This is a genomic window from Komagataeibacter kakiaceti JCM 25156, assembly GCF_000613305.1.
On the sequence record NZ_BAIO01000011.1, the window covers coordinates 1 to 24,154 of the forward strand.

General features: G+C 56.0%; 22 protein-coding genes and 3 pseudogenes. 11 read left to right on the plus strand and 14 right to left on the minus strand.

Translation table 11 applies throughout. The annotated features are described in order from the left end of the window. From JCM25156_RS30150 to JCM25156_RS02185, 5 genes and pseudogenes are all read right to left on the minus strand, one after another. Positions 1-373: pseudogene (locus JCM25156_RS30150) on the minus strand (type IV secretion protein DotG); the annotation flags it as partial. Further along, a pseudogene (locus JCM25156_RS20800) lies at positions 370-1,349 on the minus strand (DotH/IcmK family type IV secretion protein). The pseudogenes JCM25156_RS30150 and JCM25156_RS20800, both read right to left, overlap by 4 nt. Next, complete coding sequence (locus JCM25156_RS20805; RefSeq protein ID WP_242402400.1) at positions 1,346-1,879, minus strand: DotI/IcmL/TraM family protein; 534 nt, start codon at positions 1,877-1,879, stop codon at positions 1,346-1,348. Before JCM25156_RS20805 ends, JCM25156_RS20800 begins: the two are co-directional and overlap by 4 nt. Positions 1,880-2,112: 233 nt before the next feature. Further along, complete coding sequence (locus JCM25156_RS02180; protein ID WP_034958089.1) at positions 2,113-2,916, minus strand: hypothetical protein; 804 nt, start codon at positions 2,914-2,916, stop codon at positions 2,113-2,115. Positions 2,917-3,239: 323 nt separating this feature from the next. Next, on the minus strand, positions 3,240-4,043 hold the full coding sequence (locus JCM25156_RS02185; RefSeq protein ID WP_025811934.1) for a helix-turn-helix domain-containing protein: 804 nt from the start codon (positions 4,041-4,043) through the stop codon (positions 3,240-3,242). 423 nt (positions 4,044-4,466) lie between these two features. On the opposite strand from JCM25156_RS02185, the gene JCM25156_RS29750 reads away from it, so the two are divergent. The 9 genes from JCM25156_RS29750 (at position 4,467) to JCM25156_RS27540 (ending at position 11,617) form a co-directional block, all read left to right on the plus strand. Next, positions 4,467-4,721 carry a hypothetical protein gene (locus tag JCM25156_RS29750; protein WP_183481441.1) on the plus strand — a complete coding sequence of 85 codons (255 nt, stop codon included), beginning with the start codon at positions 4,467-4,469 and terminating at the stop codon, positions 4,719-4,721. A 97-nt stretch (positions 4,722-4,818) separates the two neighbouring features. Next, positions 4,819-5,163 carry a hypothetical protein gene (locus JCM25156_RS02195; RefSeq protein ID WP_025811939.1) on the plus strand — a complete coding sequence of 115 codons (345 nt, stop codon included), beginning with the start codon at positions 4,819-4,821 and terminating at the stop codon, positions 5,161-5,163. Then, the gene (locus tag JCM25156_RS02200; protein ID WP_025811942.1) at positions 5,160-5,747 is read left to right on the plus strand and encodes a hypothetical protein; all 588 of its coding nucleotides are present in this window, start codon (positions 5,160-5,162) and stop codon (positions 5,745-5,747) included. The genes JCM25156_RS02195 and JCM25156_RS02200 overlap by 4 nt, the downstream gene beginning before the upstream one ends. After that, positions 5,747-6,931: a hypothetical protein gene (locus JCM25156_RS02205; protein ID WP_007396696.1), complete on the plus strand. Its 1,185-nt coding sequence runs from the start codon at positions 5,747-5,749 to the stop codon at positions 6,929-6,931. The genes JCM25156_RS02200 and JCM25156_RS02205 overlap by 1 nt, the downstream gene beginning before the upstream one ends. A gap of 48 nt (positions 6,932-6,979) precedes the next feature. Further along, positions 6,980-8,167 (plus strand): hypothetical protein, encoded by a 1,188-nt coding sequence (locus JCM25156_RS20810; protein WP_242402401.1) that lies wholly within the window; start codon positions 6,980-6,982, stop codon positions 8,165-8,167. Continuing rightward, complete coding sequence (locus JCM25156_RS30495; RefSeq protein WP_242402402.1) at positions 8,164-8,358, plus strand: hypothetical protein; 195 nt, start codon at positions 8,164-8,166, stop codon at positions 8,356-8,358. The genes JCM25156_RS20810 and JCM25156_RS30495 overlap by 4 nt, the downstream gene beginning before the upstream one ends. A 22-nt stretch (positions 8,359-8,380) precedes the next feature. Then, positions 8,381-10,741: a DotA/TraY family protein gene (locus tag JCM25156_RS02215; protein ID WP_025811944.1), complete on the plus strand. Its 2,361-nt coding sequence runs from the start codon at positions 8,381-8,383 to the stop codon at positions 10,739-10,741. 24 nt (positions 10,742-10,765) lie between these two features. Then, on the plus strand, positions 10,766-11,263 hold the full coding sequence (locus JCM25156_RS02220) for a hypothetical protein (protein ID WP_025811946.1): 498 nt from the start codon (positions 10,766-10,768) through the stop codon (positions 11,261-11,263). A 48-nt stretch (positions 11,264-11,311) separates the two neighbouring features. Further along, the gene (locus tag JCM25156_RS27540) at positions 11,312-11,617 is read left to right on the plus strand and encodes a hypothetical protein (protein ID WP_084296402.1); all 306 of its coding nucleotides are present in this window, start codon (positions 11,312-11,314) and stop codon (positions 11,615-11,617) included. Positions 11,618-11,668: 51 nt separating this feature from the next. On the opposite strand, the gene JCM25156_RS02225 is transcribed toward JCM25156_RS27540, so the two are convergent. From JCM25156_RS02225 to JCM25156_RS20825, 8 genes and pseudogenes are all read right to left on the minus strand, one after another. Beyond that, a complete protein-coding gene (locus JCM25156_RS02225) occupies positions 11,669-12,205 on the minus strand; it encodes a hypothetical protein (protein WP_025811948.1) in 537 nt (178 codons plus the stop codon). Further along, on the minus strand, positions 12,202-12,489 hold the full coding sequence (locus JCM25156_RS30500) for a hypothetical protein (protein WP_242402404.1): 288 nt from the start codon (positions 12,487-12,489) through the stop codon (positions 12,202-12,204). Before JCM25156_RS30500 ends, JCM25156_RS02225 begins: the two co-directional genes overlap by 4 nt. Before the next feature lie 17 nt (positions 12,490-12,506). Then, positions 12,507-13,022 (minus strand): hypothetical protein, encoded by a 516-nt coding sequence (locus JCM25156_RS30505; protein WP_242402405.1) that lies wholly within the window; start codon positions 13,020-13,022, stop codon positions 12,507-12,509. Between the two features lie 252 nt (positions 13,023-13,274). Further along, complete coding sequence (locus JCM25156_RS27545; protein ID WP_084296403.1) at positions 13,275-13,670, minus strand: hypothetical protein; 396 nt, start codon at positions 13,668-13,670, stop codon at positions 13,275-13,277. A gap of 514 nt (positions 13,671-14,184) precedes the next feature. Next, positions 14,185-14,910: an SDR family oxidoreductase gene (locus tag JCM25156_RS02235; protein ID WP_025811950.1), complete on the minus strand. Its 726-nt coding sequence runs from the start codon at positions 14,908-14,910 to the stop codon at positions 14,185-14,187. 156 nt (positions 14,911-15,066) lie between these two features. Next, positions 15,067-15,312 (minus strand): DoxX family protein, encoded by a 246-nt coding sequence (locus JCM25156_RS20820; RefSeq protein WP_199898806.1) that lies wholly within the window; start codon positions 15,310-15,312, stop codon positions 15,067-15,069. Further along, on the minus strand, positions 15,305-15,985 hold the full coding sequence (locus JCM25156_RS02245) for a TetR/AcrR family transcriptional regulator (protein ID WP_199898807.1): 681 nt from the start codon (positions 15,983-15,985) through the stop codon (positions 15,305-15,307). The genes JCM25156_RS20820 and JCM25156_RS02245 overlap by 8 nt, the downstream gene beginning before the upstream one ends. A 253-nt stretch (positions 15,986-16,238) precedes the next feature. After that, positions 16,239-17,623: pseudogene (locus JCM25156_RS20825) on the minus strand (Nramp family divalent metal transporter). A gap of 176 nt (positions 17,624-17,799) precedes the next feature. On the opposite strand from JCM25156_RS20825, the gene mntR reads away from it, so the two are divergent. Both mntR and JCM25156_RS02260 read left to right on the plus strand, forming a co-directional pair. Further along, positions 17,800-18,315, plus strand: coding sequence for a manganese-binding transcriptional regulator MntR (gene mntR, locus JCM25156_RS02255; protein ID WP_034958093.1), 516 nt, complete (start codon positions 17,800-17,802; stop codon positions 18,313-18,315). Positions 18,316-19,581: 1,266 nt separating this feature from the next. Continuing rightward, positions 19,582-21,138 carry a carbohydrate porin gene (locus JCM25156_RS02260; protein WP_227000638.1) on the plus strand — a complete coding sequence of 519 codons (1,557 nt, stop codon included), beginning with the start codon at positions 19,582-19,584 and terminating at the stop codon, positions 21,136-21,138. A 2,319-nt stretch (positions 21,139-23,457) separates the two neighbouring features. Here the strand turns inward: JCM25156_RS02260 and JCM25156_RS20830 are convergent. Beyond that, positions 23,458-24,154: glycoside hydrolase family 36 protein (locus JCM25156_RS20830; protein WP_199898808.1), on the minus strand; the 697-nt coding region annotated here is incomplete at its 5' end.

Below are 24,154 nucleotides of genomic sequence, written 5' to 3' on the forward strand. Positions count from 1 at the left end.
ATCGCCGGGTTGACGTCCGCCCCGACCTCCTGGGCGACCGGGGGCGGGGAGGCTTGTCGTCGGGATGGGTGGGCGTGCCCGGTGCAATATCGGGTGAATACGATTGTCCCGCAGTCTGTGCCCGACCTGCCTCGTCGCGGATCTGATCTTCGCGGAGTTCCTGCTGGCGCGGATTGGAATTCAGGCCGCCGGGCAGGGGGTTGGCGGCGGGCGGCCTGCCGGGGTCCGAGCGTGGAAGCTCCTTACGGTGGATGGTGGAGATGAGTAGCGTGACGCCAAGAACGGTGCCAATACTCCCAAGGATAGCGAGCAGACGCCGGTTTCCGCCCCGCGACGCATCACTGAACAGCTGGTTGAATCCGGGTTTCATCACTGTGCGTCCCTGATATGGGCCGAGACCGTCCGTCCCGCATCGGAGAGAAGGACAACGGGGGCCTCATGGAAGGCATAGAGCGTGTATCCCCCTTCACCCTGCTCCATGCTGTCCGATGAAGGCGTCATGAGGTGAAGGCGCGTGCGAAGATAGACCTCATTTCCAATCCGCCAGGCGCGCACGTCATCGGGTGAAATACCCTCGACGGCCAGCGGAACGGCTGACGCTGGTGGAATACCGCTTAGCATGGCGTTCATGTAGGGCTCGCCTGTCGCGGGCACTCCGGGGCGGCTGTCGACCGGCTCCCGGGCATTGGGCCCTCTCTCGGACATGCGGACGGTCAGGTTGTCATCGTAGGATCCACGCCCCGCGATCAGCAGGAAGGAGACCGGCTTTGGCGCGTTCTGAAGCGTTACGAGCAGTCCACCTCTGGGCTGGAGCGACATCGGTTCGATATTGATGGTATTGGAGCCTTGAACGGGACGCAGGTATAGAAACCTGTTGTCTCAACCGCAGGATTCCCGGCCGACGCGCCGCTTTTACCGGAAGCACAGTTCGTGCTGCCGTCCGGGTTGGCGGAATTGCCAGACGTATTCCATGCTATCGGCCAGGGCAGTCCCGTGCTGTCCACGAAGGACAATGCGGTCGGATAGCCTTTTGTCGTAAAGATCAGGCTTGTCTGCTGACCAGGCGCAAAAGAGACACGGATCGCCGGGCGCGCATTAGGGGTCGCGAATTCCGTGCCGACCTGCTCCGTGGCACGACGCACGTCCTTCAGGCGTTCCCCCAGCCGAAGGATTTCTTCGGGCGTGAAAGGAATGGCCTCATGCTCGGCTTCATCTTCGGCTGCCTGATCCTGATCGTCTGCAGGTATCGTTGCCGCAGGCCCGGGCTGTGATGGCTGCTGTGCGAGTGCCGCAAGTGGCAGGATGGACAGGGTCAGCGGAAAGAGAGAAAGAATTCGCACGGTTGTCACTCCCTCCCCGACGAGACGACAAGCTGTTCGATGGCCAGTCCATCAGGGTGATCCAGGTCCTCCACGCGATCAATCGTCACGGTTGCCATCAGCACTTGCGTATTCTGCTGGTTGACGTTTTCGCAGGTCTGGATGAAAGGAAACTGTATTACGTAGCGCGCGTGTCCCTGCACGACAGTCTCGGCGCGTACGGTCGCGGCCCGTGTCGGCTGCGCATAACAGAGCAGCTTTGCATCCCTGAGTTTCGCCAGATTCCCCTGCGTAATGAAAGACTTTGCAAAGGTGTTCCATCCGTTGAGCGTGTAGTGAGCGCCCGCGGTGTTCATCTGGGTTGGAAAATCACGATAGTTGATGTTGTAGGGTGCGATCGCCCATTTGACGGCCCAGCCGAGAAGCTGGTCCTGGCCAAGTACCGGACTGGTGAGCGCCACGGCCGGTCGGGGAGCATTCTGGCCGTCAACGTAGAAATAGAGGGGTGTGGGCGGGTGTGCACGGATATAGGCGTCGTGTGCCGCGAACACGATGACCACGCCCGCCAGTGCGATGTTGAGCAGCAGCGATCTGTCTACAACAATCCCCTGAAAGTCGGGTCGGTAAGCCGCCTGGTTACTGCGGAATTAAACAGCCGCATGGCGCGCCTCCCTTACGGGGGCATGAAAAAAGGTGATCATCACTCTACTCTCATTTCCCGACGGTGATGAGAGCAGGCTGGAAGTCTATCTTGCGACCGGCACGTTTTTTCTTTGACGGTTCCCGCTACTACTCAAGCGGCAATGCCATGCGTGGCGGCAATGCTGCGGCGGTACCGTCTGCTGACCCGGTCACCACCCTTGCGGGTGGTCCAGAAAAAGCATCCGCTCTTGCAAAGACATTCCCGCCGGATGTACTGGTGTTCGCCGATATAATATTCGGCCCTCGCGTGAATGAACCAGGGCACTTTGGCGCCGCGTCGTGGCGGAAGCTGTTCCCAGCAGCTTTGGGATTTCAGCGCGCTTTCCGAAATAAGGAAGTCCCGTGCAATTTCACGCGGGTTCTGAAATGCAAAATGGCGGTAGGCGATTTCAATGTTGGCGGCCTCGTGCCACCGTACCTTGTCTCCCCCCTTATGTCCTGTGAGGGTCAGCCTGTTGAGGCTGTTCCTGACAAGCCATGTCCGTCCCCGCCGGGCTTCATGAGGAAGCAGGGAGGCCTGTTCCCATGTCAGGACAGCTTCGGGATCTGCGGGAATGGCGCTCCGCTTTTCGGCAAGTATGGTCTCCGCCTGTATTTTTGAGAGCCTGATGCGCGGTGGCAGGCCAAGCTGCTTTCTTTTTGCACGCACGCTCCCGGCCGAGCGGCCAAGCATCTCGGCTATGTCGGCGGTTTTATCACCACAGAGCCAGCGTTGGCCAAGGATGAGCAACTGGGTCCTTGTCCATGCTCCCCTGCGTGCAGGCGCTTCATAAAAAACATTCTGGGGTCGGTCGGCCCATTGCGCGACTGACTCCTTTACCTCCTGCACTGTCAGGGTAAGCATTGTCGCTACAAGGACCTCGTCGCACAGCCTGGCATAGAGGGCGCGCGTCATTTCTGGCGTGGGATAGGTCTGAAGCCATGTAAACAGACCGTGTTTTATAACCTGGCCGAACGATGCTGACTTCATGGCGGTATGCCCTCGTCATCGCGTTTTCGGGATAGGCTGCGTGTTTTGGGAATAATATCTCTTAAGCGTTATATAACCGTCAAGAAATAAATATCGCAGAACGCGCTAATATGACTCCAGACGCGGTTTCCGGTCCGCGTTGGTGATCAGCCGGGGCACATCACCTGGAATGGGCAGCCCAAGGCATAGGGTCTGCCATAAGAAAGGAGACCCCTTTCCTGACAGTCTCCATACCTTCATGCACCCGGTCAGTGGTTTGCGATATCGTCGAGGTGACCAATAATGGACTCGAGATCAGCGAGGGCTTCGAGTTGTGATTGCGCGGACATTGCCCACGCGGTCATGTCCAGGGAACGCAAAAGGTCTGCGTCGTCATGTATTCCCGGGATCAGGTAATAAACGGAGACGGACAGTCCTTCGGCAATGCGATAAACCGTTTCAAGGCTCGGATTTCTCAGCCCTGCTTCGATCAGGCTCAGGCTGGTCAGGGAAACATGTGATTTATGGGCGATCTGGCTCGCTGTTGCCCCCTGAAGCGTCCTGAAGATCTGAATCCTGCGTCCAAATATCTCGAGGAGGTCCTGCCGTTCCCCCGAGGTGAAGGCGACACTGTGTGAATAATGATCGATCGGCAATCTGGCCGGTATTTCCGGCAGGTTAAACGTCTTGGAAATATTGCCAATAATGTCGCGTAATTTCTGGATCGCCAGATTGTAGTCCGAACACTGCTTCATGGTCTTTTTCAGCTGCGTCGCGGATGCCACCAGATCCAGATGGGCAAACCATGTACCTTCCGGTGCACCTTGCGGAAGAATATCGCGCGGATCTATCTCAAATACCCGTAGCAGCGCCGATAATGTTTCCAGGGAGACCGGACGACCTGCTTCGATGCTCCGTATGACCGATACATTCAACCGTGCCAGTTTGGCGAGGTGCACCTGCGTCCAGTCAAGCGCCGTCCGCCTGTCATAAATGATTTCCCCGATGTCTTTATATAATTGGCCGGATGCAAATAAAGCCTCGGCTTGCATCTTGCCATTGTCATGGGACATTTTCGTTTACTCTCACGGCGGGCATTTTCCTCAGCAAAAGAAACTTCCAACATCCAGAAGATATCGACTGGCCGCGCCCTGACAGCGGATCAGCCGTGATGGAACGTCATGATAGTCGAGTTGGAGCCCGTAAAAAAGGTGTCTGAGGTCGCAAAGGCCGCTGCTCTGGTCAGGAGAGCTTGATGGAGACACTCATATGCCTGTTATGCCTGCCGTGGTTATGGCGCTGGCTCTGGCCCCATATCTGTCACACCTGCCGCGTTTCATCTGGTCCAGACAACCTCTCCGGACACTTCGCGCCAGTCGGTATTGACGTTGCCCTCAGTGGGCACGACCGGCGGGGAGACCTTACCTTCACCGGGAGACACTGGTCAGAAAGGGCCGGGCGTATTGGCGGACACTGGTAAGGATCCTCGAACATCCGTGGCTGTTCCAGCCCGTCGATATTTCCATATCGCCAGTGGATACGGAAAGCAGGTTCCACTTGACTTCGCCATACGCCAGATCGTTCCGCATGGGGTGCGCGTCGTGTTCGCGGCGGACGTGGACACCAGCGTTCCTGTTGACTGGCAGGGCGGCCGGGAATGGAACAAGGTTCTGGCGACCACGGTAGCCCAGGCGGGCGACGTCATTGATGTCGGTCATAATAAAGTCGCGGTCCGACGTCGAATTCGCTGACCGGTCGCATGATGGTCCGACACCTTCGTCGTAATCACCCGAGGAAGGTTCCATGAACAAGCCCTCATCCGTCCGGAAATCCGGACCTCCTTCCCCGATGCCCAATGTCGCCCTTGCGCTGGATGCGCTCGGCGAGATCTGGCGCATCAGGGGCGGAGAGGACGTCATCGCGATGTTGGACAATGATATGACAGCGAGGACGGCCTGGCACGCCGTACTCGCTGGTGTCGCGCCGCATGAATGGCCTGATCTGGTCAGCTCCCTTGACGCGCTGATCCCCTATCTGCGCGGCCGTAGGGACCTGTTGTCGGCGGACAGCCTTTTTGGACGGGGCGTGATCTCGGAAAGCAGGCGCCAGGCGCTTCATCGCCTTCTTGCTCCGGAAAGGATTGCCCTGCTGGAGGCTGTGACGCGTCCGGCTACACGTCAGGAGGCTGTATGATCCGTCTGCGCTTCCGTGTCCTGTTGTCAGTGGCTGCCGCTCTTGTATCGATACAGGGGCATGCGCAGACCACGTCATCAGCCGCCTCTGGTGCCACGACATCTACGGGAAGCGTCGGCTGCGCCGCCCTGACCCAGGCGGCGGCAACAGCCGTAAACGAACGCGTCCAGGCCAACGACGCCTATGAAAAGCAGCCGGATAGCGTCAACGGCCTGTCCTGCCTGAGCAATTTTTTCAACGGCACCGGACTGAATCTCATCACGAACGGCCTTGATCCCGCAGCCCTCCTGCAGGCCGTCGAGGGCCAGATAGGTGGCCAGGTCTGTCAGGCCGCACAGGCGGCATGGGGGAACGCCATGGGGTCGACCCAATGTGGACTCAGTCTGTCAGGCGTTAACCTGGGGCTCGGTTTTGGCTCGAGTAGCGGACTCATGTGCCCGAGCCTGAGTTTCGGTGGTGGTGGTCCGCCAATTGCGACTGCCATTGCGGGGACGTCCAGCAGTACGACTGACCTGTATATCAACGGATCTCCCCAGCTTCCGACCGGATACAGCCTGAGCAATCTCGTGGACGGAGTATTCTGATGCGCAGGCTGCAGATGGTTGCCATTGGTGCCGCTTCGTGCGTCTGCGTGTTGGCAGTCACGCCGCGTCCGGCATACGCGCTTTTCAGTGATGCCGCTGTCGTTGCAGCGATCAAGCTTCTTCAGGCGTTCACGGGCAACGCCCTCAATACGATGACGAAAAACCTGACGGACAGCATCGATTCAAATCTCAGTAGTCTTACAAACCCGAATTCCGTTGCGTCTCTCCTGACGAAGGGTTTCACGCAGGTTGCCAATTACGCGAAAGCCCAGGTCGGTGCCCAGTCGCAACTCATGGATGCTCAGGACGCGGCGATGGCCGGATTTCTACGGCGTCAGCAGGAAACCGGAATCCGGGACGAGCATATGATGAATCCGGAATTCTGCGCGGGCCTTGATGCCCAGCAGTCCACCGTGGCCGCGTCCAAGGCGGCTCGATCCGCGGTGTATGCCATCGCGACCGTAAGCGATCCCCGTGGTGAGGCAGGTCAGGGGACGCCCTCCTATTACGGCAAGTCACAGGGCACGGATGCGAACATGTCCCTGCACCTCAAGCGCTACTGTTCATCCGACGACGTGGCGCAGGGGCTCTGCTCTTCCGTGTCCCGGCTGCCGAACGCCGACCAGCGTGCTGCCAGCCTGTTCGGCGCCGATACCCTGTCCGCGGATGGCGCAGTGGATGCAGCCAATGATTATGCGACCACGCTCATCCAGCCGGTAGCGCCGGCGGCCCTGCGTGGCGAGCAGCTGTCCAGCCTTCGGGGACGTGAAGCCGCAACCCGGCGCCGGTCGTACAACAGTCGTATGTCTCTTGCCCGCTGGGTCACGGGCTATGTCACATCTCTTGGTGTTCCGTCTGTCGCGCTCACGCGGGACCAGAAGGCTGAAATGACGGCCGAGGGGCTCACGCCGCTCGACAAGGCGTCGTGGCTGCAGGCCATGGCGCTGGAAGTCAATCGCAGGGTCTCCAGCGTAAGCTGGAACGCCTCGCTCCAGGCAATGCCTCCCGCGTCGGTCATGCGCGAGGTTGCCACCGAGATGGCGCAGTCCAATTACCTTGCGCTGCAGAACTACCGTCTCGGGCTCTACCTCGCGACCATGGGAGCTGCCCGGGTCGCGCAGGAAGAAGAGGTCGCCTTCAAGGACGGCCTGACACCGATGCCTTCCCCCACGATCAATCCCTAGAGGTTTGCCATGTCTGAGGCCCAGCAGAAAACCGGCGATATCGAGGATGTGCTGAAAACCCTTGATCGCGTGCAGTCCGAATACAGGAAGCAGGCACCCGGGCAGGCCGCCGCATATGATCGGTTGCGACAGGAATCCCGAGAGCCTGACGTCCATAATGATCCCGGCTTCCGTACGCGCGTGGCATACGCCGTGCAGGATGTAGAGCGTCTTTTGGGACCGACGCTGAACGATGACCATCCGCTTCATGCTGAGATGACGGAGCGCGCGGCGCATTACCCGGGTCTGAACGAACCTGTGGTCGCTGCGATGATGCGTGAAACGCATCGCCTTCAGCAGCCAGAAGTAAACGCGATCCGGACACTTGCCAGCGAACTGGTTGAAGGACGTCAGGATCCGGACCACCCGGACATCGCGCACACCATCGAGAACCTGAGGGCGGCCGTCTTTCCCGAACCAGGGCACCAGCCAGCGCCAGGGCATGACCATGCTGCCGGGTCTACGCACGGTGAGAAAGGTCAGGCGGACAAAACCCGAGGAATGGCGTCCCCGGGGGAGGGCGCTCCGCCAGGACCGGAGCAGTCAGCCAGCAGCCAGCCCGGACAGACCCATACGACGGATCCTCAGAAGGACTTTCGAGAGAAACAGACAGGTCCGGCAAAAGATGCGCCGGAAAGCCGATCGACGACGGATAGCAATGAAACGAAGGAAAAGGCGGCGGCGAACACGCGGGAAATGAACGCGGGGGCGGGGGCCAAAGATCAGGAGCACGTCAAGGTTGTTCGCGGTGGCGGCTTTGCCCGCCTTGCGGAAGCGATTGCCTCGCGCATTGATAGCCAGCCTGCGAACCCGGCATCATCGTGGATGGAAAAGGCCGCCGATTTCAGCACCCGGCTGCACAACGCGCGTGACGAAAAGAGCCTGGAGGCGACCGAACGTCTGGGAAAGCAGGCGGTGGAGGCCCTGCGTGACCTCAGGGAGCGGCCAGCTTCCTCCATCATGGCGGCGATTTCAGATGCAGGAAAGGGCGACCCTGACGGTGTTGCCGGTGTGTTGTCGGAGATGAAGGCCGGTGGCCGGTATGCAGATCTGCATAGCCAGTTTGTGACGGAGAAACAGAATAACCAGGCGTTCGCGGCGCAACTGGAGAATGTCACCAGCAGGCTCGAAGCCTACGGAAAGGGAAGGGAAGCCGCCGAGCAACAGGCCAGCGCATGGGAATGCCCGGCAGTGTGACGCAGCGCTTCACCCAGATCGATGCCGAGATCGGCAGGACTGCTGCCGAAGTGCCCGGAAAAAAAGAGGGAGCCAGTGCCCTGGAAGACATGAGCGAGCAGGTCCGCGAGATGATGCACAAGGCTGTGACTGCGGTGACGGATTTCATGATGCGGATGCATCCCGGTCCCACCGCCAGTCCTGCGCCGTGACCGTGCTGCTGGAGGACAAACCATGAAGCGCTTTCGCCGCCCTGTATTCGCCATCCTGCCACTCCTGTTTCTGTCGGCTGTTACCGTGTCTGCGGCAGCGCAGACGGTTGTTGCGACCGGTTCGGGAGTTGCAGCCAGCAGCACGGGCTATAACGTGACATGGGACCTGCTTGATCCGGGCAGTGACTGGGCGGCGCAGGTCATCCGGTCCGTATTCCCGGTTTTCGGGCAGGATACGAGCGCGCCCAGCATCGGCAACGAGGCGACCGTCATAGGAACCATGATCGGGTGGTTCTCCGGGTTCGTCATGGCATTTGCGATGGCGGTCGTAAGCTATATCTACTTCATGAACATCCACCGGGGGGCAGAAACAGCGCAACTCCTTGGCAACAACCAGACCAGCATGTCGATTGTGCGGATCGGGATTGCGGCCATCCTGATGTGGCCGCTTCCGGCAACCGGCTTCAATGCGGCGCAGGCCGTTGTCGTGCAGGGCTCGCTCTGGGGCATCGGTATGGCGAAGGTCGTCTACGACAAGGCGAAGCAGGCAATCGGACCAGACGGCAAGGTCATCGCACAGCCCCTTATCCCCGGCACAAAGGGGATTGTGACCGGTCTTGTGAAAAATGAGTTCTGCCGGGCCATTATTAACATTGCTGCGAATAACACGAACCTGATTGCGGCCCCGACCGGGCAGACCGTCCTGTCCGTGACCGGCGGGAAGATGGGAATCATCAACTATTCTTACAATATGGCAGCCGGCGCAGGAGACGGGACACCAGTTTGCGGGGCCGTAAGTTTGCAGGCGCCCAACACTGACGCGGTGAATCTGGCCGGTTTTCAGGTCGATCAGGCGGGTATGCAAAAACAGGTCCTTGATTCCGTGATCCTTGGCGACATTCGCAGCCAGGTTGCGCAGGTGGCCCAGAATTACTGGCAGACGAAAACGACAGCGTCGCTGGCCCCACTCATGACCATCATCGTCAATGCCACCAACGATTATGCGTCGAGGCTCACGACGCAGGCGGCACAACTGCGGTCTAAGCTTCAGGACACGGTCAACAATCAGACGCTCGCGCTTCACCAATGGGGGATTTCGACGAACGGAGATGCGGTCAACACCAGCAACCAGATGGATAATCTCGGATGGACCGGCGCAGGAGCCTACTATCTCGAATTTGCGCGCCTCAACGGCCAGACCCTGTCTCTCATGACCGCAACGCCAACCATCACCACCCCATCCTATTCCGGTCTCGGAAACTATCTTGCCTCGGACATTGCGCCTCTTGTGCAGTCTGCGGACACCTTTATGGAAAACATCGACAGCATGGTTGCGACGCAGGATGGCGTGACCGCGCCAGGCGGGAATGCCGACCTGTACACAGGCGCGATACCGGGTGGAGACGGTGCAGGTGTGCTCGACCAGCTGTTCCGCGCCCTGCACCTGAACGATTACGCCCTGCAGATCGTGACCGGATTTATCGAGCCGTCCGGGACGAACGGCTACTGGACGGATCCGTTTGGCAATCTCATGTCACTTGGAAACTGGATGATCACGACCGCCCTTCTCACGATGGGCACTGCGTCGGTTCTTTCTTCTACGGCCGGGACCGTTGGTATCGGCGTGCTGTCGCTTTTGAGCGGGAATCCAGAAGGTGCCGTTGCGGCAGGGGCCGGGCACGCGCTGATGCACTTTTTTGGCGCGCCGATTATCGGCGGCTGTTTCGCCATGCTTATGCCAGGCCTCACCATCGCCTATGTCATCCCGATGATCCCGTTTGTCATGTGGATGTTTGCCGTGGCTGGATGGTTCATCATGGTCTGTGAGTCCGTGATTGCAGCACCTCTGTGGATGCTCGCGCATATGACCATGAACGGGGAGGGGCTGCACGGTCATGCAAAACAGGGTTATGCTCTTCTGTTCAATGTCATCTTCCGGCCGGTGCTGATGCTGTTCGGGCTTTTCCTTGGATATTTTATATTTGATTCAGTGTCGTGGCTGATCCACATGTGTTTCGGCATTGCGGCCGGACTGGTGCTGTCAAACGGCTGGATTGTCAGCAACTTCCTCGGCATGATTGTTCTGGTCAGCCTCTTTGTCATGATTCACGTCACCCTGGCGTTCATTTCATTCAGGATGATCTCAATCCTGCCCCAGCGGGTTCCCGCCATGATCGGATTTGGTGACGTGGACCGGGTCGACATCGACCAGTTCAGCAGAGACGCCGCCGTTGTCGGTATGGCGGGCACGTTGCTCTCGATTCAGCAGTCGCTCGGCGGGAGTGATCGAACTGCGACCCAGCCTATGGATGATAAAAATAGTCAGAAAATATATACGGGTGCAAATAAAGCTGTAGATACGACAATGAAAAAGATTCTATAGTGCGATACACTTGGAGGGCATGAAATGTTTGGTGGCAACGGGATGAGTGGGCCGGCAGGCTTCATACTCGGACGCATGTCGTGTCAGTATAACGAGAGCTTGCAACGCAATATCCGACAGGCCCTTCATGGCGCTGCTCCGCCGCATTTTAACGAACTCGAAGAGCAGGTTCGGTTAATCAGTCGCTTGACCGAGGCACTTAATCTGGCGAATGCTCATTCTGATAAACTCGAAAGCCAGTTGGAAGACTGGAAAGACTACGCTCATGGCCTGGAATCACAGATCAGAGAACTGAAAGACCATCTTTGTCGGACGAGTGCTCATGCTGAGCAGGTTGCCAACGATCTCAAAATATCAAGGGGACAGGAAAAAGACCGGGCGCGCGATCTTGAGGCGACCTGTATCAATTATCGCCGACTCAGCGATGATCATGCAGCGTTGACGACCAAGGCTGCGAATATGGAACGACGCATTCGAGGCTACCTCTCCATGGAAGACGAATGGAGAAAGCGGCAGTCCTAGTCGCAAGATACTTGGTCAGGATGGTCTCCTCTAAGCGGGAGACCATTCGTGAAACATTTCATTCTGCCTCTTGTCCTCTCCCCCTTGCTTGCGGCATGCAGCGCTGGCAACGTGTCATCTGCTGCCCATGTGCATGGCCCAAAGGCTCCCCCGACCAGGCATGCGCGTTACGATCCGCACGCGGCCTACGGATCGACACGTGTAATCTGGACACCCCCAACGTACAATCGCGCCGGTACGATCGTCCGGCCTGATGATCCACGGGCGATGTCGGGGCGCGAGGATTACGAACATGCCTCCTGGGCAACAGGCGCTCAGGGCGGCGACAAGAACGCGCCACCCGGCACGTTCTGAGTGCTCCGCCGATCCTATCTATTCACAAGCGTAATGCAGATGGACTTGCGGTTACGGCCTGCGTGGAATGAGGCTGTCGGCGGTGGCGACAAATTGGCAGGCGGAACCCAGGCGGCGTTCGCGGATCTGCCAGTTGAGCCACGCGTTCTGAAACGCCACAAGTGTTAGAAATGTCCAGAAGGGCGCGAACTCCAGCGCAGCAAGGAGTTGGCTGCCCTTCCAGCGGGAAAGGAGCATTTCTCCGGTCCAGCCAAAAACCAGAACAACAGCGAGCATACTGGCAGCAAGCGCCCGTCTGTATGTCTCATGCTGTCTCTGATCGAGTAAGATCGCCACAACGCGGGGTTCGACGCCATATTGGGCAGCGATCGCGGCGATATCAATAGGGGTACCATCTGGCGCCCGCGGGCCCTGCATACCGGCTTTTGGCGTCAGTAATCCCTTCCCGAGGGCTTCAATCAGCGCGGCATTTCTCGTTACATCGGACCAGGCGACCAATGTACGTGGATCGCCAATCACCAGCCGGGCCACCTTGCGCGTTCTTGCAAAAAAACGCCGCGGGCCGGTCTGGTCCTGTCGTGTCTTCATTGCGAGACCGAGGTCAGAAACGTGGCGACATCCGTGGGAACGCCGTCGAGCCGGCCGATCCTGCCATTGCGGTGCATCCAGACGAAGGTTGGGCTCCCTGTGAGCCCTATCCGCCGTGCAATCCCGGTATTGCGGGCAAGCTTCTCCTCACTATCCGGTTCAGGTGCTGTCAATCCAGGGTTTAGGCGACCGTTGACCCACGCTTGTGCCATCTCGTTTGCCGGAAGCGACAGCATGGCTCTCGCATTGACGGTGCTGGCGCCATTATCCTCGTAATCAAGCAATGACAGCGGGACTATTTTCAGGCGAACTTTCCCTGCATCGATTGCGGCTGAAGGATATGCATCGCCTTCATCGAGTAGATACATTGCGGGTCTATGAACATGATGACTTCCGGGGCTGAAGGTATTCCTATAAGGCCTCCCGAGAGACCCGGGAGCCCGGACTGTTCGTTAGCGTCGGCTGAAGCGCCAGAGATACTGATTTCCGGGACGGCTCCAGGAATGCCCCTGATCTGGTCTCTCGTGATGTCCTGTCCGGTGGCGCCCCACATGCGGGCAGCGACTGCTGCCTTGCCATCCGGGGTCGCATAGACGACCTGAAAACGGTTATCTGCCCGAACAAACATTCCCCTGATGCCATCGACCGGTGCGAGATCGTGGGCGCGCGACCCGGCCAGGGAACGTAGGGTGTCGTAGGCTACCGGAATCAGCGTGCCGCTAAGCACGATCGCGTGGCTTCTCGGGGCAAAGAAGACCAGGAGTTTGTTCCGCGCATGGGCGATGCCCGTCTCAAACCCATGTATATTGGACAACATCTCGACTTGAGCTCCGGCGGTTCCGAGGTGAACTATTGCGTCAGTTGGGTCTGTGTCATCGTGCTCCGATATGGTTGTCACAGTGGTTAAACTGCCGGCAGCCCGAGGAACAGAGGAAGAACATTGTTGACCAAACGCAGGACGAGGCAGGACCAGCAGGAACGGGATAAGGAAAACATGGCGCATATCAGGAAATCTCCAGACACTTTACATGTCCAGTAATCGGCAATCATGCGACTTTTTCAGGAAACATCATTCGCAATCAATACCTGCTTCTGGTGAAGAAGGCTTTTCAGAAGCGGGTAAAGTTACGGAAGATTCTGTTGCTTCTTCGCGCTCAGACTCGTCTTCAAGCTCATTAGGGAGCATCTCATTAGTCATCTCATCAAGAATACTGACACGTAGCAGCAAGTAACGAGACTCCGGGTGCTCGTCTATTAATTGACGCCCTTTTTCTTGGCAAAGTGATAGCATCCAGCGCAGCCACTGCACCTGTTCTTGTCTGGAAATGGGTTTACTCTCGGGCGAAACCATGTATTCGATATGGCGTCTAATTCCCAGAATGGCCTGAGCCAACGACAAACAAAGTTTCCTTGACGGTTCATCGTCGATAAGGTCAAACCGTAAACGAAGTTCGTCAAACTTCATATCATCCCCACACGACTTTATATTCTGGAAATATGGTCCGTGTAGTGCACAAAACATTTTCATATATACAGTTCTTATATAAGAACGACATATTTTATTATTGTACGATTATTCCTCTAACTCCCTTTCGCATGCCTGCACGGCATGATCAGTAGAACTCTCAATCTACACGAATCCAGAACAATGTAACGCTTATCTCTATTTTGTGACTAAATGTTACGTTACATTTCGACCGATGTGTGACTTTGGAGAGACAAATCTCTATCGATTCCACAGCAGGTCGAATTTCTGATAATATTTCGAAGGATAGATGGATTTATAAATATGTTCTAATAAATATAAACATTGACGGGTTATGATACCATTCCCTTCTGACAAACAGCATATCTTCGCAGATGATGCCGTAGTCCCGTGCCCGGTGCGGCGCATCAAAGTTAACCGCCGTTATGGCACATGGTAAATCCCTACAAGCTTCGTGCCTTTCGCGATATTTTTGTCTCCAAGTGTTCACTAATTACCAATCTACACGACCGTTTTCGTCAGCGAAGGTACCTGTCGGGCCGGCGTCATCAAGCAATGCGTATTGAATGGCCACCTGTGCTGCCTGATCAGGCATGCGGTCGCCATAATGGTTGGTGGCATCCGTCGCTGTCAGGCCGGGACAGATGGCGTTTACCTTGATATTCTTTTCCATCAGCAGTTTTGCATAGCTGAGCGTCAGGGAATTGAGGGCTGCCTTGGATGCCTGATAGGTGGGCATGGCGACGTCCTTGTAGATCCAGTCCGGCTGTGTCCGGCTTGTAAACGAGGCCAGAACGGATGACACGTTCACAATCCTTGCGTGTCCGGACTTCTCAAGCTGCGGGATCATGGCGTCTGTAAGGGCAGCCGTGCCCACAACATTCGTCTCAAGCGTCCGCGACAGTTTTTCGCGAACCGGGGTATCCGGGTAGAAATCCAGACTGATGCCGGCATTGTTCACGAGGATATCCAGACGACCGTACTTCTCGCGGATGAACGTTACCAGATTGTCGATGGTGGCCTGGCTGGTTGTATCCAGTTCAACAGCTTCGACCTGCGTGTCAGGCGTGCTGATTTCTGCTGCCACTTTCTGGCCAGCTTCAAGGCTTCGGGCCCCCAGCAGGACTTTTGCGCCCCTGTTGGCAAGGCCCTGCGCGATGGCGCGGCCAATACCGCGTGTTGCCCCGCTGACGAGGGCAATGGGTTGGATCTGGCTCATGTATGAACCTTTTCAGTTGATAGCTACGGAAACGGCGGTCACATGCCGAACTGGCATGCTCTGATCATTTCCTGTGGAGATAGACAGACAGCACCAGGCAACCAAGAACGACGGCGGGAGCAATCGCATGGGTGTATTCGCCATGGAATATTACGGTCACGATTGCGGACGCATGATACAGGCCGCGAGCAGGCTGCCGATCGTCCGGCTTGCCTGTCGGGCCATCAGGATAGCCGATGTGAGTTCAAGGCTGCCGGTTACAAAATGGAACCAGTCCGGATAGCCCCACCGTGCGTATTCTTCCGTAATGGTCTTTGGCGCAAGGATGTTGCCAATCGCGCCGATTATGAAAAAACCGACCAGCGCATAAGCCAGAATCTGTTTTGCAGGGACATTACGCATGGTCCGTGTCCTGAGCAGCCGTGAGGAAAAGAGAAACCGACAGGGCTATGGTGTTGCTATCCTGATCGGCGGTCGTTCGGGGGCCACCGGTCAGCAACTGCAACTGCGCTTCTCCCGTAACCATATGGATGAAAGCGTAAGCCAGACCGGATGCATCCATATCCGTGCGTAACCTGCCCTGGGCCTGCTGTTTACGGATCCAGCCTGCCAGGACCGACTTTGCATTGTGGTGGCCGGCAGACCAGATGGTTCGTGAGAGTTGGGGAAACCGTTTACCTTCCGCGATCATCAGACGGTGCAGTTCGATCACCCGGGGCTGTTTGATGATATGGAGAATTTCAGAACCGAATTGCTCCAGAGTCTGCCTGATGCAGGCATCTTCCAGCGTCAGATTTTCAAGCGGCTCTGCCAGTTTCCTGCATTCTTCCGCGATCACAGCGGCAAAAAGCCCTTCCTTGCCCCCGAAGCGCTCATAAATGTTCCGCCTTGACCCACCCACTTTCTGGATCAGCATGTCCAAAGAAGTCGCTTCATAGCCATGTTCAAGGAAAAGCTCGGTGGCAGAATTCGTTAGCTTCCTGAGACGTTCGATGCCTCTGGGTCGCAGTGCTTTTTCCTGTGAAACGGGATGGTATGATTGTGCTGAGGCCATAAGTGGAAACGGATCCTTCATGCCGATTGTGGTATGGTAACGTACGGTACCATAAATGCAATAGGCTGATCTCCGAATATGACGGAGCATGGCATCTGACTCTTGAGCATGCTTATGCGCTCAAAATCAGGCCATCACGACCTTAAGCCACAGTATTGGCCATGATGATGTGGCGCGTGCATCGGTGTTGACCGTAATGATTGGCAAAACGGCATGCGCACAGATTTCGATGTGCGCATGCCGTCCGGATTTTTCTGATAATGAATAAGGCTGGTCAGGGTTGGGCGGAGAAGATCGTGTCGTAAAGCAGCTTGAAGTTGAGCACCAGAATAATGGCCGCCACGATCCACGACAGCGCGGCAAGTTTTCTGGAGATCACGAACTCGCCCATTTTCCGTCGGTCGGATACGAACATGACCAGCGGGATCACCGCGAAGGGCAGTTGCATCGACAGGATAACCTGGCTGAACAGGAGCAGTTGCCCCACGCCGCTGCTGCCATAGATCGCTGTTACGATCACTACAGGAATGATCGCGAGCCCACGTGTCAGCAGACGTCGTGCCCAGTGTGGGATGCGGAGCCGCAGGAAGCCTTCCATGATGATCTGGCCAGCCAGCGTGCCGGTAATGGTCGAGTTGGTGCCCGCTGCCAGTAGCGCCACGGCAAACAGGGTAGACGCAATGCCCATGCCCAGGATTGGCGACAGGAGACGATAGCATCCTCGATTTCCGCCACATCCTGATGCCCGGTGGTATGGAACGCGGCGGCCGCAACGATCAGGATGGCAGCGTTGATGAACAGGGCCAGCATCAGGGCAATCGTACTGTCCCATGTCGACCAGCGGATCGCTTCGCGCCGCCCGACGGGCGTGCGTTCGAAGGCGCGGGTCTGCACGATTGAAGAGTGCAGGTACAGGTTATGAGGCATGACCGTCGCCCCGATGATGCCGATCGCGATATACAGCATCTGGCTGTTGGTCACGATCTCGGTCGAGGGCAGGAAGCCTTTCAGGATGCCTGCCAGCGGCGGTGCCGCCGCCACGACCTGCACGGCAAAGCAGATTGCAATGACGCTGAGCAGGCCGATGATGAACGCTTCCAGATAACGGAAGCCCCGGTTCATCAGGACAAGGACAATAAAGGCGTCGAGTACCGAGATTACGGCACCGACCAGCAGGGGGATGCCGAAAAGCAGTTGCAGGGCCACGGCCGTGCCGATGACCTCGGCCAGGTCGCAGGCGATGATGGCCAGTTCGCAGGCAAGCCATAGTGTGATGTTTACGATAGGCGGAAAGTGATCGCGGCACGCCTGCGCGAGATCGCGCCCCGTTGCGATGCCCAGTCGGGCCGATAATGCCTGCAGCAGAATGGCCATCAGGTTCGACAGCATGATGACGGCAAGAAGGGTATAGCCGAATTGCGCGCCCCCCTGCAGATCCGTGGCCCAGTTGCCCGGGTCCATATAACCGACCGAGACCATATATCCCGGTCCCACGAAGGCCAGGAAGCGGCGGAACCAGGGCGCGTTGCCGGAAGGAAGCCGCACACTGGCAAAGACTTCCGGCAGGCTGTTGCTGCCAGCTTCAGTCGGGCTGGCAAAGCGCCACGCCGTCTTTTCTGGCGCAGATGGGAGAGGGATGGGGCGTGAAACATGGGGCATGGGGACACACTAAATCGAATCGAATGGCGATATGCAATATGCTATAATAGAAAGCATACGGAAAACAATTGGGTGAAAGCGGTTTTCTGAAGCTAATGACATATTATGCGTTTTATAATGAAGTATGCTAACCAGAATAATGCTTTTTGCCTGCCTCCATGGGAGTGGAAATCACAATGAGACAAAACGATTTACAGCGGCTCAAGAAAGCAGCCGATACGCTCCCGGACTCCAAAATCCATTCAGAGGGCTTCCGTGCCAACCGGATGGCAAGGCAGAATGCCCTGATCGAAGATTACGTGGAACTGATTGCCGACCTTCTGGATGAAGGCCAGGAAGCACGTCAGGTCGATCTGGCGGAACGTCTGGGGGTCTCGCAGCCGACCGTCGCCAAGATGCTGGTTCGTCTGACGGATGAAGGGCTTGTTGCCCGTAAGCCATACCGCGGGGTGTTCCTCACCGAGGAGGGGCGAAAGATGGCGGAAGCGGTCCGTACCCGGCACCGTATCGTCGAGGCATTCCTGCTTTCACTTGGGATCAGTCAGGAAAATGCACGGATCGATGCCGAAGGATTGGAACATTACGTGAGCGCCGAGACACTCGATGCGTTCCAGCGCGCAATGAATGCCGGACTTGCCCAGTTTATGGTTGGTTCCAGGCAGGCCGTTCCCGAGTTTTCTGGGTTGGACTGACCGGGGACGAGCCTGCTGCATGCAGTGTAAAGTACGGCTGCAGGCGTTTCTCAAATTCCGTTAGATTTGGGACGAGAATACGGACTGCGTGGCTGCTCAGTATGAGCGTGATGTCAAGCAATAGGGATTTGCGGCCCTTGTGCGTCCGACCTTCAGTGAAGTCCCAGGACCACACGCGTTCGCGATGCTGCGGGCGCAGCTGGACGCAAGATCAGGCGTCCAACCAAAGGCAATTCTGTTTTGGGGTGCCTTCGGAACGTCAAGTCCCTATCGCCGACAGATCCGCCGGGCCTCAGAAAAACATGGATGCAGCGATAGCTATAGCGGTCGTAATCTCTGGTGAGCACGATGGTATCGGTCGTCAACCGGTGCTCAGCCGTATTATCATTTGCGAGATGACGCAGTGTTGAGGAGGGGCGATCGAGCATCCAGCAGGTCCGCGGTTCCAATACTGCCAGCGCACGACAGACCCGTCTGATCGCCTTAGTCTGATGCGAGATCCGTCGTTCGCGTCTTCAATCGGGTCTTTTCCCGCTTCCGATCTTTCATGTGACGTGTGAGATCACCCTCAGGCCATCATATTTTTTAAGCCACCGACACTGCATCTGCTCGATAGTCTATAAATGAAGGTCGTGGGATGATGGTGTGTCGTGATCTGAGTGGACAACTGCAGCGTTCCGCTCTGGCATGATCATCGCCCTAAAACGGACTGCATAGAGATCCAACAGCACAATGCTGTACTATATTAGGCAGTCTGGTGCCTAACGATTAGTCTTCCGGCGCATATAGAGCATGTCATTGCTGATTTGTCTCGCAAAGATAGAGCTGTCGTCGGCTTTATTTGCTCTTGCTACGGCTGGACAGTCGAAATGGCGGCCAAATCTGTCGGTACCGCCATTTCTTTGGAATCCGGGACTGCCGATCAAATGACCTTAGGAGATATCCGCGGATTGTCCCACGGGAACTATATGCCGGATATATACATTATAGCACCCTGCATACTTAAACGTCCGTGCTATAAGCGGGTTAACTGGAAGGGCTGCGACAGAATGTTTGTCGGAATTCATCGTCATACAAGGGGGGCAGATCATTCGCGAGATGCGCCTGTCCCACGAATACGGAACAATATTTATAGTATAATCAACGCATAAAATAATAAATTCATATAACAGGGTGGAAATGAAAAATAATATCAAATGCAATTATGGATATATTTTTATCGCGTTCGCCATAAATGCTTTTTTTATAATCAATTTTTGCGGAATTATGAAAGCCTATGCCCAGTCACCTCAAACCCAGATCGAAGAAGATCGTGCCCGTCTTGGTAACTCTACCCCGCTGATCCAGCAGATCGATCCTGCCACGGTACGCGATTCAGAACGCGCCACAGCCGATGCGGAGGAAAAGGCTGCAGTCGCTGCGGGAGACGGAGACAAACTGGATACCAGCAGCAACCTGTTGGGGAACATGTGGGGCGCACGGTCATGGATGTACAAACACGGCATCACCTTCGACATCCAGGAAGTCGATGAAGTCTGGGGCAATGGCACCGGTGGCACCCCCAGCACCAACGGAGATGGCCAGGGTTCGGGTACAGGCCCCTCCTATGATGCTGTGACCATGCCCACCCTGACTGTTGATACCGAAAAGCTGTTCGGGCTGAAGGGCGGTCTGTTCAATGTCAGCGCGCTGCAGACACGCGGCCGTTCCATCTCGCAGGATCACCTGAATAACTTCAACCCCGTCAGTGGGTTCGAGGCCGACCGCTCCACCCGCCTGTTCGAACTGTGGTACCAGCAGTCGTTCCTCAAGGGCAAACTTGATGTGAAGATCGGCCAGCAGGATCTTGATACCGAGTTCCTGATCAGCGATTACGCCTCACTTTACCTCAATGCGAACTTCGGCTGGCCGATGGCCCCCTCGGTCAACCTGTATGGCGGCGGTCCGTCCTGGCCGCTCTCGTCCCCGGCTATTCGCATCCGCTACCGGCCGAGCGAGAAGTTCACCTTCATGTTCGCCGCTGCCGATGATAACCCGCCGGGCAACCGCTACAATTCGACACCCATCCAGCAGGCGACCGGTTCGGACCTCGGTAGCAACAGTGACCCCACCAGCCAGACCTATAATGGCGCCAACGGCAGAAATTTCAACATGGGCACCGGCGCGCTGCTGATGACCGAACTGCAATATGCGCTGAACCCGCAACCTGCCGATATGTCGAACGTGACCAAGAAGCCCGGCCTACCAGGCGTGTACAAGCTGGGCGGATATTACGATACGGCCAGATTTGCCGATTACCGCTATAACCGCAATGGGGGTTCCCTGGGGGCGGCCACGTTGGCCGCCAACCCCTCGCAGGCTGATCTCACTTCACGCTGGGACCGGGGCAACTGGATGGTCTATGGCATCATCGACCAGATGATCTGGCGGCCATCGCTTACATCCGCCCGTTCGGTGGGCATATTCGTGCGTGCGACAGGCAATGGCGGTGATCGCAACGAGATCAGTTTTGCCATTGATGCAGGCATCAACCTGAAGGCCCCGTTCAGGGGGCGCGACAATGACACGATCGGACTGGGTTGGGGTATCGGTCGCGCCAGTTCAGGGCTTCGGCAGTTCAACCGGGATAGTCAGTCGCTGATACCGGGGAATGAAAACCATCTTGAACTGACGTATCAGGCGCAGGTTACGCCTTGGATGGTCATGCAGCCCGACTTCCAGTACGTCTGGCATCCCGCGGGCGGAAGCGGCGATCCGTCTTTCCCCTACCGCCGCACGGGCGATGAGGCCATTTTGGGTCTGCATAGTAATATTACGTTTTAGAGAAATAAATCCTGGTCCGGATCGCGGATATACGTCCCGAACTTATATGACTGTGTGTGTTTGAAGGTGCTCAAACTGATGGAACAATAATCATATTTATCTATGCAATTAGGATTTATGAAAAAATAATTACTGTATACCATGAGGAAATATCATAATACTGTCTGCGACAATCGATGGTTCTCTACAAGAAAATGAAAAGGGAAAACCATTTCGTTTTACTTTTGCAGGCTGTGCCCCGGAAGTCAGTCGATAACTGATCCTGCGGTTGTAAGTGGTATGGGAGGTCATCGGATTGATCATTGTTGTCACAGCAACGGGGAGATCAAAACGGCTTTTGATAATTCGCAAGTCAGGAGGTTTACTTTTATGAATTAGAGCATCTTCAGCAGTTCGTATGTGTCCATTCAAACTGGATCTGCTCTGGCCCGCTCAGTCGGGCGGGGTGACCGATAGCTGGAGTATTGATTGTGTCATCTTTTTTTCTTGCTGCTCTGATCTCCTTGCGTTTCGCAACCTGATAGTCACTTTCCTGTCGGCTGATAAAAATCCACAAGAGGACGACACATACTGCGGGCGAAATACCGCAAAATGATTTTAACGGGAGACCCGACAATGAGATCAAATACTATCGATGATCTGCACGTGGGATGTGGTTGGTCTCATTCTGGATCGGAAACGCTGACCCCACACCAAAAGTAGGCGATGCTGCCTTTGTGGACAAAGGCGGTTATGAGACCTTATCGCGCGAGGGAAGTATGCGCGGATCTTTCGTATTGATGGGATTTGTTGCAGGTAGCTATTCCGCGCAATGGGATATCGAGCGTCGCAGCCTGAGAGCCAATGGTCAAAAATTGGACCGGCAGGTTATCGAAAAATTCCCATAGATCTTAAATGGAATATAATTTCCCAATATAGTTCTTATCATTCTATGTATAAATATTATTTGTTTATTATTTCGACCACAAAGTGGCGGTGATAAGAATAATGGCTATAATCCGAACAACGTTAGGAATGGTAATAAATTGGGAGTACAAATTTTCTCTCCTGATTTAAGCACGCAACGTTATGTCCGCAGGCTGATCAATTTCGAAAGCCTTTTGATCTAGTCGGTGATATCGTCAGACGGTCTACGATAACCCTTTTGAGAACTTGATAAGCTTTTCAACTGTTCGTGCTTTCTCGCGTAACCGGGGTTTCAGGACTCAGGGACATACTTCTGTTGTTATCTGCGCCCCACAAATATGCAGTACGCTATATAAGAAAGCAAGATGAAATTCTTTATGCGCTGGCAACATGGTGCTGTTTGGTTTTAAGGAGGCCTTATGGGACCACGTCAGCAGTATTCATTGCAAAGCCGCAGAAAGGGCAGGGACAAGGCAGATGCAGCGCCAGCATCTGTCATTGATTCACAAAGCCAGCTGTGAAAACGGCTTCGCAGGTCGATCTTGAGGTTAAGGATCGGGGTTATCTACCAGAGGTGCCCTGCATGACGATGCTGCATCTTCAATACCCGAGATATATATCCTTCTCCGCCATGGTTCGCTGGCAAGCGTCATATCGTGCAGAACTCGGGTTGAAGACGTTTAGAGCCGCATCGGTATGGACGATTGCGAGCGGGGCTGGATAACATTTCCACCTGACATTCTTATGGCGGAAACCGAACGTCGAATGCACCTACCTGCGCGTTGTATGGGCGAATCCGAATCTCGCTTTGGGCGTTGTGATTCGGATGGACCGACACAACGCATGGCGTCTGCATGTCGGCATGGCTGGATTTACGTCCCATAGAGTGCCAGCACGCCATCTGGTGGCGAAAGTGACAGTTACATCGGCCAGGCGAGGTACAGCTTATGGGATCCAAAACAATCGTTAGAACGAATGTCTCAACTTATATCAGGGCCCCGCAGATCGTAATATCTTGCACAGTGCACCAGCTCCGCCAGTGACTGTGAAGATAGCTGCGCCTGGTGCGAGCATAAGCTGGTTGGTGCCTGCTCGACGAAATCGCAATCTCATTAACCGGGCGTCAAAAAAAATATCGGGATAAAGTTCGCTTGTGTCAGATGTCTAGCGAATATCGCTCTTTTCAAAGTGCACCCTCTGAGCAATTTTATCCCGGCAAAATATCTATTGCATTGCATTCCAGTACAAGAGCCTGTGCCGGATAAAGTCGAGGAAGAGTCAGGCCCATCTCCGTCAGAACTGCCCCGCTGACAATGATGCCTTTTTCAAATAAAGACCGGTTCGCTGCAGATGGATTGTTGCCCATCAGTTTCTGGGGGGAAGGCGCACACACTTTATATTGGCGGGCGGGATCTAGCCTGGGAGTAGGACGGGCGCTGCAGATCGTGCCTGTCCGGAGCCACTCTGGGCGATGAGGAATACCGCAGCGGAACAGTCCGTTGCCGTTACACCCCGCACAACACGGTCTGCTGTCTGCTCACCAAGTTGAGCGTCGCCTGAATGAAGCAGGCTACGCAAACGTTTATGCAGGTTGATCCACTGAACAAGTTCGTCGCGTTCGTCGGCACTTAGTTCCAGCGGATCGAGTTCAATTCCGAGGTGACCGAATAGTGCGACTGCGGCCCGGAACCCGAGTGTGAAAACGCGGTCGGTTATACCATTCGGTACGGCCGAAATATGCGTGCCGGTAATTTCGGGGGGCAGGAACTGCCAGGCGCCGCCTTGGATACGAAGCCGGTCCAGTGCGTCAGTATTATCCGAAGTCCAGACCCGCTGGGTGTGGGCCAGAGCACCCCAGTCCGCGCGGCCGCCGCCCGATGCACAACTTTCGATTTCCAGTGCAGGATGGGTGGCGCGAAGCCGGTCCCATAGGGCATATAATGCGAGAACCTGACGCCTGTAAGCCGCACGGCCATGAGCATCGGCCGCTTCAACCAGGTCTCTATTGAAGTCCCACTTGATGTAGTCGATGCCAACATGCTGCACCAGGTGGGATATTTTGGCGAAAAGATGCTCTGATACGTCTTGACGCGAAATATCAAGCACAACC

Bases quoted from the DNA above. Each gene is read 5' to 3' on its own strand.
- JCM25156_RS02180 (WP_034958089.1), bottom strand. From the start codon at position 2,916: ATGACGCGCGCCCTCTATGCCAGGCTGTGCGACGAGGTCCTTGTAGCG.
- JCM25156_RS02185 (WP_025811934.1), bottom strand. From the start codon at position 4,043: ATGTCCCATGACAATGGCAAGATGCAAGCCGAGGCTTTATTTGCATCC.
- JCM25156_RS02195 (WP_025811939.1), top strand. From the start codon at position 4,819: ATGCCCAATGTCGCCCTTGCGCTGGATGCGCTCGGCGAGATCTGGCGC.
- JCM25156_RS02200 (WP_025811942.1), top strand. From the start codon at position 5,160: ATGATCCGTCTGCGCTTCCGTGTCCTGTTGTCAGTGGCTGCCGCTCTT.
- JCM25156_RS02205 (WP_007396696.1), top strand. From the start codon at position 5,747: ATGCGCAGGCTGCAGATGGTTGCCATTGGTGCCGCTTCGTGCGTCTGC.
- JCM25156_RS02215 (WP_025811944.1), top strand. From the start codon at position 8,381: ATGAAGCGCTTTCGCCGCCCTGTATTCGCCATCCTGCCACTCCTGTTT.
- JCM25156_RS02220 (WP_025811946.1), top strand. From the start codon at position 10,766: ATGTTTGGTGGCAACGGGATGAGTGGGCCGGCAGGCTTCATACTCGGA.
- JCM25156_RS02225 (WP_025811948.1), bottom strand. From the start codon at position 12,205: ATGAAGACACGACAGGACCAGACCGGCCCGCGGCGTTTTTTTGCAAGA.
- JCM25156_RS30505 (WP_242402405.1), bottom strand. From the start codon at position 13,022: ATGTTGTCCAATATACATGGGTTTGAGACGGGCATCGCCCATGCGCGG.
- JCM25156_RS27545 (WP_084296403.1), bottom strand. From the start codon at position 13,670: ATGAAGTTTGACGAACTTCGTTTACGGTTTGACCTTATCGACGATGAA.
- JCM25156_RS02235 (WP_025811950.1), bottom strand. From the start codon at position 14,910: ATGAGCCAGATCCAACCCATTGCCCTCGTCAGCGGGGCAACACGCGGT.
- JCM25156_RS20820 (WP_199898806.1), bottom strand. From the start codon at position 15,312: ATGCGTAATGTCCCTGCAAAACAGATTCTGGCTTATGCGCTGGTCGGT.
- JCM25156_RS02245 (WP_199898807.1), bottom strand. From the start codon at position 15,985: ATGAAGGATCCGTTTCCACTTATGGCCTCAGCACAATCATACCATCCC.
- mntR (WP_034958093.1), top strand. From the start codon at position 17,800: ATGAGACAAAACGATTTACAGCGGCTCAAGAAAGCAGCCGATACGCTC.
- JCM25156_RS02260 (WP_227000638.1), top strand. From the start codon at position 19,582: ATGAAAGCCTATGCCCAGTCACCTCAAACCCAGATCGAAGAAGATCGT.